General features: G+C 75.5%; 8 protein-coding genes. 4 read left to right on the plus strand and 4 right to left on the minus strand.

All coding sequences use genetic code 11. From position 1 onward, the window contains the following. Positions 1-101 precede the first annotated feature (101 nt). Both BU198_RS07050 and BU198_RS07055 read left to right on the plus strand, forming a co-directional pair. Positions 102-1,715 carry a S8 family serine peptidase gene (locus BU198_RS07050; RefSeq protein ID WP_188295990.1) on the plus strand — a complete coding sequence of 538 codons (1,614 nt, stop codon included), beginning with the start codon at positions 102-104 and terminating at the stop codon, positions 1,713-1,715. Between the two features lie 79 nt (positions 1,716-1,794). Continuing rightward, complete coding sequence (locus tag BU198_RS07055) at positions 1,795-3,159, plus strand: hypothetical protein (protein WP_188295991.1); 1,365 nt, start codon at positions 1,795-1,797, stop codon at positions 3,157-3,159. 55 nt (positions 3,160-3,214) lie between these two features. Here the strand turns inward: BU198_RS07055 and BU198_RS07060 are convergent, their stop codons facing one another. Next, a complete protein-coding gene (locus BU198_RS07060) occupies positions 3,215-4,657 on the minus strand; it encodes an NAD(P)/FAD-dependent oxidoreductase (protein WP_188295992.1) in 1,443 nt (480 codons plus the stop codon). 368 nt (positions 4,658-5,025) lie between these two features. Here BU198_RS07060 and BU198_RS07065 point away from each other — a divergent pair, with 368 nt between their 5' ends. Together BU198_RS07065 and BU198_RS07070 are read left to right on the plus strand one after the other, a co-directional pair. Then, positions 5,026-5,334 (plus strand): hypothetical protein, encoded by a 309-nt coding sequence (locus BU198_RS07065; protein ID WP_188295993.1) that lies wholly within the window; start codon positions 5,026-5,028, stop codon positions 5,332-5,334. Between the two features lie 63 nt (positions 5,335-5,397). After that, positions 5,398-6,408 (plus strand): iron-containing redox enzyme family protein, encoded by a 1,011-nt coding sequence (locus BU198_RS07070; RefSeq protein ID WP_188295998.1) that lies wholly within the window; start codon positions 5,398-5,400, stop codon positions 6,406-6,408. Here the strand turns inward: BU198_RS07070 and BU198_RS07075 are convergent. The 3 genes from BU198_RS07075 to BU198_RS07085 form a co-directional block, all read right to left on the minus strand. Continuing rightward, positions 6,382-6,699, minus strand: a complete 318-nt coding sequence (locus tag BU198_RS07075) for a CDGSH iron-sulfur domain-containing protein (RefSeq protein ID WP_411293157.1) — start codon at positions 6,697-6,699, stop codon at positions 6,382-6,384. The two genes, BU198_RS07070 and BU198_RS07075, sit on opposite strands and share 27 nt — an antisense overlap. Then, positions 6,689-7,348 (minus strand): HemK2/MTQ2 family protein methyltransferase, encoded by a 660-nt coding sequence (locus BU198_RS07080; RefSeq protein ID WP_188295995.1) that lies wholly within the window; start codon positions 7,346-7,348, stop codon positions 6,689-6,691. Before BU198_RS07080 ends, BU198_RS07075 begins: the two co-directional genes overlap by 11 nt. A 151-nt stretch (positions 7,349-7,499) precedes the next feature. Further along, positions 7,500-8,387 (minus strand): Rieske (2Fe-2S) protein, encoded by an 888-nt coding sequence (locus tag BU198_RS07085; RefSeq protein WP_188295996.1) that lies wholly within the window; start codon positions 8,385-8,387, stop codon positions 7,500-7,502. Between the last annotated feature and the right edge of the window lie 230 nt (positions 8,388-8,617).

Here is an 8,617-nt window from a genome sequence, read left to right on the forward strand (position 1 = left end):
CCCGGCGAGTTGCAGCGGGTGGGGGACCGGCTGACACTCGCAGCAGGGGTGGCGGTGCCGGCGCGCCGCCCACCCCGCCTTCCCGGGAGATGGGAACGGTCATGGCGTACGAGCCGGAGAGCCCCTTCAGGTCGCCCATCGTGGGCGACCTCAACCTGCCCCCGCCGGGGATCGAGCTCCGGGAGACCGGGGAGGCCGACCCGGACCAGCAGGTGCCGATGCTGATCGAGCTGAACCTGCGCTATCCCGGCGGGCTCCAGGTGGTCCGCGACGAGTTCTACGCGCTCTGGGAGCGCTACGCGGGACGGTCGCGCGGATGGTGGCCGCAGGAGGTCACCTCGGGGAGCCACGTCCAGCCCGAGGTGCCGCAGGGGCTCGCACTGGTCGCGCCGAAGCTGTACCAGACCGTCCTGTCCCGCGGGGACCTCCACGACCTGGTGGAGGACGACCGCCGCTCCGCGGCCCGGAGCGGGCGGCCGCCGACCGTCTTCCGGGTGTGGCCGGACTACCCGCTGCACCCCCAGATCGACCGCTCGGCACCCACCGTGAAGGCCGACGCCGCCTGGCGCGCGTACGGTGCGCGCGGCGACGGGATCGTGTGGGCCGTCATCGACAGCGGCATCGACGCGACCCACCCGCACTTCTCCCGGCTGGAACTCGCCGCCGAGGGACGGGGCGAGGACCTGCCGCAGGGGCGGACCGCCCGGCTGCACCGCGACTTCAGCTTCCTGGTGAACCCGGACGACCCGGTGGCGCAGCCACCCGGCGGAGCGGCCGGCCAGGGCCCGGCGTCGCCGCTCGTGGACGACAGCGGGCACGGCACGCACGTCGCCGGCATCATCGCGGGCTGCTCCCCGGACGGCATGACACCGCGGGTGGCGACGCCGGACGACCCCGGGGACGGCGGATTCGTGGCCAGGGCCGGCGCGGACCGGCTGTCCGGGATGGCGCCGGCCTGCGAACTGGTCAGCCTCAAGGTCATGAGGCTCAGCCGCCAGGGCACCTACGTGACCTCCTCCAGCGCGGTCATCCGCGCGCTGACCTACCTGCGGACCGAGGTCAACGTGGACCCGGCGGTGCTGCGCGTGCACGGCGTCAACATGAGCCTCGGCTGCGAGTGGCGGCCCGACCAGTACGCCGCGGGTCAGTCGCCGCTCTGCCAGGCGGTGGGCCAGGTGGTGGCCTCCGGCGTGGTCGTGGTGGTCTCCGCGGGCAACTTCGGCGCCCGGAGCACGTCCAGGGACACCGCCAACACCTCGGCCGTCATGGGCTCGATCACCGAACCGGCCCACACCGAGGACTGCATCGCCGTCGGCTCCACCCACCGGGAGGCGCCGCACGCGTTCGGCGTCACCTGGACCTCCGGCAAGGGCCCGACGCTCGACGGACGGATGAAGCCCGACGTGGTGGCCCCCGGCGAGTGGATCGCCTCGGCGGCCAGCGGCGACGTCCGGGCCACCGCGGGGCTGACCCCGGCCGCGGGGGACCCGGTGCCGGAGAGCCTGCTGACGTACGCCGAACAGTCCGGCACCTCGATGGCGGCGCCGCACGTCTCCGGGGTGATCGCGGCCTTCCTCTCCGCCCGTCCGGAGTTCGTCGGCCGGCCGTCGCAGGTCAAGAGCCTGCTCAAGGCCTCTGCCACCGACCTCGGCCGGGAGCGGTACGCGCAGGGGGCGGGCCTGGTGGACCTGATGCGGATGCTGGCGAACGTGTGACGAGTGGACGGACGGACGGGCGGGGGCGGCCCTCCGAAAACCCGGAAAACCATCGAAACCCTCCGAAAGGTCATGTGCGATGAGACGACTGCCGACCGGCGAGCCCGTCTGGGACCTCGTCTTCGACGAGAAGGGGGTGCTGACCGCGCCGGCCGCGGGGGACTTCCTCGACGAGGTGACGGCCGAGGGGGTGCGGGAGCTGTTCGTGTTCAGCCACGGGTGGGGCACGAGCGACCAGCACGCCCGTGAGCTCTACGGCGCGATGTTCCCGCTGATCCGGGAGGCCGGAAGCGGCACGGCGGGCCTCGGCACGGTGGGGTTCGCGGGAGTCTTCTGGCCCTCGCTCTGGTTCCCGCCCACGCCGGCGACCCCGCCGCCGGCGGTCGCCGCACCCCAGGCGGGGGACGGCGCCGTGGTGGACCTCAGCGCCGGAACGGCGGCCGTCTCCGGGGCGGACATCGCCGCGTCGCTGGCCACCGGCTTCGCCGACCCCGAGCAGCAGCGGACGGTGACAGAGATCGGCCGGCTGATCGACGAGGGGGCGGCGGCCGGCCCGGGCGAGACCGACCAGGCCAAGGAGCAACGACTGGTGGGGATCCAGCAGTTGATCCGGTCCCTGGTGCCGCCGCCCGGGGCCGGCGGCGAGTTCGAGGACGCGGGTGAGACCGCGCTGCTGCTGGACACCGATCCGAAGGCGTCGTACCAGGCCGCCGCCGAGGCCTTCGGCAGCGCGCCGCCCGGCTCCTCGACGCAGGGCATCGGCGACTGGTTCGGGAACGCCCTGAACGGGGCGAAGGACGCGCTGCGGGTGCTCTCGTTCTCGGTCATGAAGGCCCGGGCGGGCGACATCGGCAGGAACGGCCTGGGGCCGCTGCTGGCCGCGCTGCACGGCCGCGAGCCCGGCGTGCGGGTGCACCTGCTCGGCCACAGCTTCGGTGCCCGGCTGGTCTCCTTCGCCCTGGCCGGCGTCGGCCCGGCCGCCGACAGCCCGGTCGCCTCGCTGCTGCTGATCCAGGGGGCGTTCTCGCACTGGGCCTTCGCCCACGCCCAGGACAACCCCTTCGGCAGCGCGGGTGCGCTGAACGCCTTCGGGGACCGGGTGCACGGCCCGCTCGTCGCCACCTTCAGCGTCCACGACTGGGCGGTCGGCATCTGGTACCCCAAGGCCTCCTTCCTCGCCCGCCAGGACTCCGAGGCCGACGTCGCCGGGCGCTGGGACGGCATGGGCGCGGACGGGTACCAGGCAGTCGCGCCGGCCGAGGAACGGGTGATGCCGGCCGACGGCGGCACCGACTACGCCTTCGTGCCCGGGACCTTCTACCGGGTGAACGCCGCCGCCGTCATCGACAACGTGGAGGGCGAGCCGTTCTCCGGGGCGCACTCCGACATCCGCAAGCCCCAGGTGGCCGCGCTCGCCACGGCCGCCGCCGCGGCGCACGCGTAGCAGGGGCGACGGCGGCACCCCGGGGAACCCGCGGCTCACCTTGGGCGTGGTGCGGCTACCTGCCGAACTCGCGCCGGTGCAGGTGGTCGAGGATCGACTTGGCCAGGGCCGTCGCGTGCTCGTAGGCGAGCGGAGCGAGTTCCGGGGGGAGGACGAAGCCCTCGGGGAGCCGGCTGTAGTGGTCGGCGAGCTGCTGCTGGTAGGCGTCGGCGAGGGCTTGGGGCCAGGCGCCGGTGAGCGGTGGGCGCATGCGGGCCTCGGCGGCCAGGGCCTGGTGGTGAGCGGCGGCCTCGGCGACCGCCTCCTGGACGGTCCAGTCACTGATCGGGGCCCGCTCCGGACGCCACGGAGCGAGCCAGCGGCTGGGGGTGCCGTCGAGGATCTCCCCGGCCAGCTCCTGGGCGATCAGGGGCGAGGCGTGCAGGCCGTCCCGGTGGGTGCCGGTCGCCACCCACAGGCCGGGGCGGCTGGTGGCCCCGATCAGCGGGTGGCCGTCCAGGCCGATCGGCCGGTTGCCGTGGTGCAGACGGTGCAGCCGGGCGGTGGTGAGGCCGTGGTGGAGCTGGCCGAGGGCGGCGTCGAGCAGGAACCGCACCCCGCCCAGCTGCGGGGCGTCGCCGGGGTCGAGCGCCGGGGCGGCGGTGGCCCCGAGGTACCAGCTCCCGTCGGCCTGGGGCACGGCGTGCAGCCCGCACGCGTACGCCCGGTTCGGGGTGCGGAGCACCGCGGGCAGCGGGGCCGGAGCGGCGACGCTCACCGCGGTGCCCTCCGCGGTGGCGACCGGCATGAGCATCAGGTCCGGGTCCAGCGCCTCGGCCAGCGGCCCTGTCCACGCTCCCGCGGCCAGCACGACGGCGGGCGCGGCGACGAGTCGGTGCGGTGCCTCCAGGACGTAGCCGGAGCCGCTCGTCCGCAGTGGGGCGGCGGGGACCCGGGTCACGTTCGGCAGCGCGTCGAGCGCGGCGTCCAGGGAGGCGAGCCAGCGGCGGGCGTCCAGGAATCCCTCGTCGGGCAGGTGGAGGGCGCGCAGCGGCCGCTCGTTGTCCAGCGGCCGCACGGCCGGGACCTCGGCGGGCTCGACCTCCTCGACCGGTACGCCGTACCGGCGGCCCGCGCGGGCGATCGCCGCGAACGACCGTTCGTCCAGCGGTGAACTGACCGCGTTCAGCAGCACGAAGGTGCCGGTCGCATAGCCGTCACCGCCCGGACCCGCCCCGGCACCGGCGGCGCCGTGGACGGCGTCCCGCCACCGCGGCCACCGCCTGGCGGCCTCCAGGGCCATCTCGACCCGGAGCCGTCCGTGGGGGCGGGTCAGCGAGGCCTCGGTCACCTCCCCCAGGGCTCCGAGCATGGCGCCCGCCGCCTCGGACGCTCCGGCGCCCTGCCGGCCGGACAGCACGACCCGGAGCCCCGGTCGCCCCGAAGCCAGTGCCCAGGCCACCGACCTTCCCACCACACCCGCGCCCACCACGATCACGTCCGCGCCGTGCTGTTCCACCGAAGGCCTCCGCTCGAAGATCAGTACCGGCCTCCAGCCCTACCCGTGGTGTCGCCGGGTATCCCGGCGCCGCCGGGTGTTGGTCCTACCGGCGTCCTCTCGCCTCCGGACCCGGTGACCGGGTGCGTGGGCCGGTCGGCGCAAACCACGACAAACCGATCGAAATATGAATTCAATGTCGTATGTCGGGTAGAACCCCCATGCGGCTGACCGTGTCAACGGTGCGGCCGCCCCGGCACCCGATCGGGTGCCGCCGGGGCCTCGCTGGAAGAAGCCGGGCGCAGGCCCTGGGGGAGAAGCCCCGTGACGTCCGAGCGTCAGCGCGTCGCCGTCCGTGGCCGTTCACCCCGATGCCCAGGAGCGATCACGTGTCCATCCAGCTGGAAACAATCGACCGGGAAGCGACCGACCGGGAGTCTCTGCCCCCCGACCTGCCGTCCGATCTGCCGTGCAGGCCGACGGTGGCCGAGCTGCGCCGGATGGGGAAGTCGGAGGCCCGTGAGCTGAGCGACTCCCTGTTCGAGCGGCTGGCCGGACTGGCCAGGGAGACCCGGGCCTACAGTCACGTGCGCGGCACGATCATCGAGCCGAACATGCCGCTGGTGCGGTTCATCGCGGCCCGCTTCCGGTACCGGGCGGAGGACGGCTGGGCCGACGAGCCGAAGCCGTCGCACTGAGGCCCCGCACGTGGCCGCCCGGGTGCGTGGGTGGGAAGCGGGACGGGAGGAAGGGTGGACACGATGGATCTGCGGGAGCGGGACGTACTGCCCGTGCCGCGCGGACCGCTGTCGGCGGCGGTGCTGGCTCTGCTCACCTCGGGACCGCCCGCAGCCGGACGCCTCCTCGCGCCGCCGGGTCCGCTCACCGAGCCGTGGGGCGAGGACCACCAGCTGGCCCTGCACCTCTGCTACGAACTCCACGGCCGAGGGCTGCCCGGAGTGCCCGCCGACTGGGAGTGGGATCCCGGACTCCTGAGGTTCCGGCAGGAGTTGGAGCGCCCGTTCCTGGCCGCGGTCCGGGCGGAGGCGGAGCCCGTGCCACCGCTGCGGGAGGCCCTGGAACCGCTGCTCACCGAGCCGCCCGACGGCACCGGCCCCTCGCACTTCCTGCTCGCCGAGGGTGAGCGCCGGCACGCCCGCGAGTACCTGGTGCACCGCTCCGTCTACCACCTCAAGGAGGCGGACCCGCAGCTGTGGATGCTGCCGAGGATCCACGGGCCCGCGCAGGCGGTGCTGACGGCGGTCCTCTACGACGAGTACGGTGCCGGACGGCCGGAGCGGGCCCACTCCCTGCTGTTCGCCCGGATGATGGCCGCCTTCGGTCTCGACACCGGCTACGGGGACTACCTGGACCTCGTCCCGGCGCCGACCCTGGCGGTGGTCAACCTGATGACGCTGTTCGGGCTGCACCGCGCGCTGCGCGGCGCGGCCGTCGGGCAGTTCGCGACCATCGAGATCACCTCCTCCCCGGGGTCCGCCAGGCTGGCGACGGCGCTGGAGCGGTTCGGCGGCGGGCCGGACGGCACCCTCTTCTACCGCGAGCACATTGAGGCGGACGCCGTCCACGAGCAGCTGGTGCGCCGCGGCGTCATCGAGGAACTGGTCGCCGCGGAGCCGGAGTTCGCCAGGGACGTGGCGTTCGGGACGGTCGCGGCCGGGGTGGTCGACGGCCGCTTCGCCGACCACCTGCTCGGCTGCTGGCGGGCGGGGCGCAGCTCGCTGCGCTCAGCCCTGCCCGACTGGGCGGTCTGAGCCGCTGCCGTCGGTGCTTCCGTCCGAGCGGCTTCCGTCCGGGCCGCCTCCGTCCGCGCCGCTGCTGTCCGCCCCGCCTCCGTTCGAGCCTCGCGCAGGGCGGCCGCGCCGCCGGTGGCTGGTGTCGCAGAACGGGTAGGTGCGGCTGCGGTGGCAGGCGCACAGCGCCACCACCGGGCGCTCGGAGACCCGGACCGTGCCGTTCGGCAGGACCACCTCGACCGGGCCCTCCACCAGCAGCGGACCACCGGGGACCACGACCACCCGGGTCGTCGGCCGGTCAGCGTTCACGGACACCGCGCACCACCACCAGGTCCTCCTCGCGTTCGCCCGGCCGGATCAGCCCGCGCTGCTCGAACAGGGCGGCCCGCGAGGCCATCACCGGTCCGAACTCCTGCCGCCGCCGCGCCGCCACCGCCGTGCGCAGGCCGGCCGCGCGCAGCAGCGCGAGCGTGGCGCGGACGTCCGCGAGCGAGGACTGCACCAGCAGCAGCACGCCGTCGGCGGCGAGCAGGGGCGGTGCCTCGCGGCAGATCCGGTCCAGGACCAGCCGTCCGTCCGGTCCGGCGTCCCAGGCCAGCGCGGCGCCGCGGCCGGTGGCGCCCGGGCGACCGGGGCGGGCCGGGACGTACGGCGGGTTCGCGGTGATCAGGTCGTAGCTCCGGCCGGCCACCGGGGCCAGCAGGTCGCCCCGGCGCACCAGGACCCGCCGGTGGTGCAGCCGGCTGTTGAGCCAGGCGGTGGCGGCGGCGCGGGCGGACAGGTCCACCGCGGTGACCCGCGCGCCCGTCCGGGCTGCCACGAGCGCGACCGCCCCCGTCCCGGTGCACAGGTCGAGCACCCGGCTGGCGCCGTCCAGCGGCTCCCGGCGCACGCACGAGGCCAGGAGTTCGGTGTCCCCCTGGGGCGGATAGACCCCGGGCGGCCTGACCAGCAGCATGGCGGTTCACTTCCCGGTACGGCGCTGGTGCCCGGGCGCGGCGGGGTGGGCCGGGAGATCGGGGACGACGGTGGTCATGGCGCCTCCTGGGGCGGACGCCGGGCGGCTGCCCCCGGTGGCGGGGCCGAAACACCGGGCCGTGCGGGCCTGGTCAGCCGACCCCGGGCAGCCGGACCTCCAGGCGCCCGGAGAGCACCCGGGTCTCCAGTACCGGCTGCGGCGCGGTGGCCGGACCGTGCACCACCTCGCCGTCCCGGAGCCGGAACTCGCTGCCGTGCCACGGGCAGCGCAGGCAGCCCGCCACCAGCGAGCCCTCGGAGAGCGGCCCGGACAGGTGGGCGCAGTGCTCGGCCAGCACGTGACACTGCGTGCCCTCGCGGACCACGACCACGGCCAGCTCGCCGGCCGTCGCGCGGACGGGCTTCCCGGGCGGGAAGTCCTCCACCGCGCCGAGGCCGACCCAGTCGGCCGGCGCCAGCCGGGGCACGGCGGCGGCCCGGTCAGGCCCGGCGGCCTGCCGGTAGGCCAGGTGCCCGCCCAGTGCGCAGCCGACCGAGATGGCGGTCAGCCCGGCCAGGCCGAGCAGCCGCCCGTGGGTCCGGTGCCCCCGGCAGCGGGCCAGCAGCGAGCCGCCGTACAGCAGCACGCCGGTGGTGTTGCAGAGTGCGTGCACCAGGCCGGTGCGGCGGCGCGGCGGGTCGAGCCTGGCCCAGTCCACCCAGCCGGTGAGGGCGGTCGGTCCGGCGGTCAGCAGGCCGGCTGCCACCAGGGCGTCGGCGGACCGGCGTCCGCCCGGGAGGAAGTCCAGCAGGGCGGCGGACGTCCAGAAGCCGATCGGCAGTTGGACCATCGCCGGGTGGAGCGGATGGCCGAGCCACACGCCGTGCAGGGCGTCGCGGTACGGGCCGAGCGGGAGGGCCTCGACCGCTGCGGCGAGCGGCCGGGCCGGGGTGTCGAGGACGTCCCAGTGCTCCGGTGCGTCCAGGGCCCGGCGCAGCCGGCGGGACCACCGGTGGGTGTGCAGGGGTGTGTGTTCCATACCGGGGCGGCTAGCCGGAGCACCGGCCCGGCAAACCCCGGCGCGGCGGAGATCCGGGTGGACGCGCGGCGCGGGCTGCCTCAGGGCAGCCGCCGGCCGGGAGACGTGTGGGTACAGGGGACGAACGACAGGTGCAGCGCCACCGCCGTGAACGGGCCGCGCCGCCCCCGCAGCCCGGCGGCCAGGGCCACGCGCGGGTGGTCGCGGATCAGCGCGAGGCCCGCCCGCCC

The organism is Streptomyces sp. CBMA156 (genome assembly GCF_014596515.1).
Classification (GTDB): Bacteria; Actinomycetota; Actinomycetes; order Streptomycetales; family Streptomycetaceae; genus Kitasatospora.

Bases quoted from the DNA above. Each gene is read 5' to 3' on its own strand.
- BU198_RS07050 (WP_188295990.1), top strand. From the start codon at position 102: ATGGCGTACGAGCCGGAGAGCCCCTTCAGGTCGCCCATCGTGGGCGAC.
- BU198_RS07055 (WP_188295991.1), top strand. From the start codon at position 1,795: ATGAGACGACTGCCGACCGGCGAGCCCGTCTGGGACCTCGTCTTCGAC.
- BU198_RS07070 (WP_188295998.1), top strand. From the start codon at position 5,398: ATGGATCTGCGGGAGCGGGACGTACTGCCCGTGCCGCGCGGACCGCTG.
- BU198_RS07080 (WP_188295995.1), bottom strand. From the start codon at position 7,348: ATGCTGCTGGTCAGGCCGCCCGGGGTCTATCCGCCCCAGGGGGACACC.
- BU198_RS07085 (WP_188295996.1), bottom strand. From the start codon at position 8,387: ATGGAACACACACCCCTGCACACCCACCGGTGGTCCCGCCGGCTGCGC.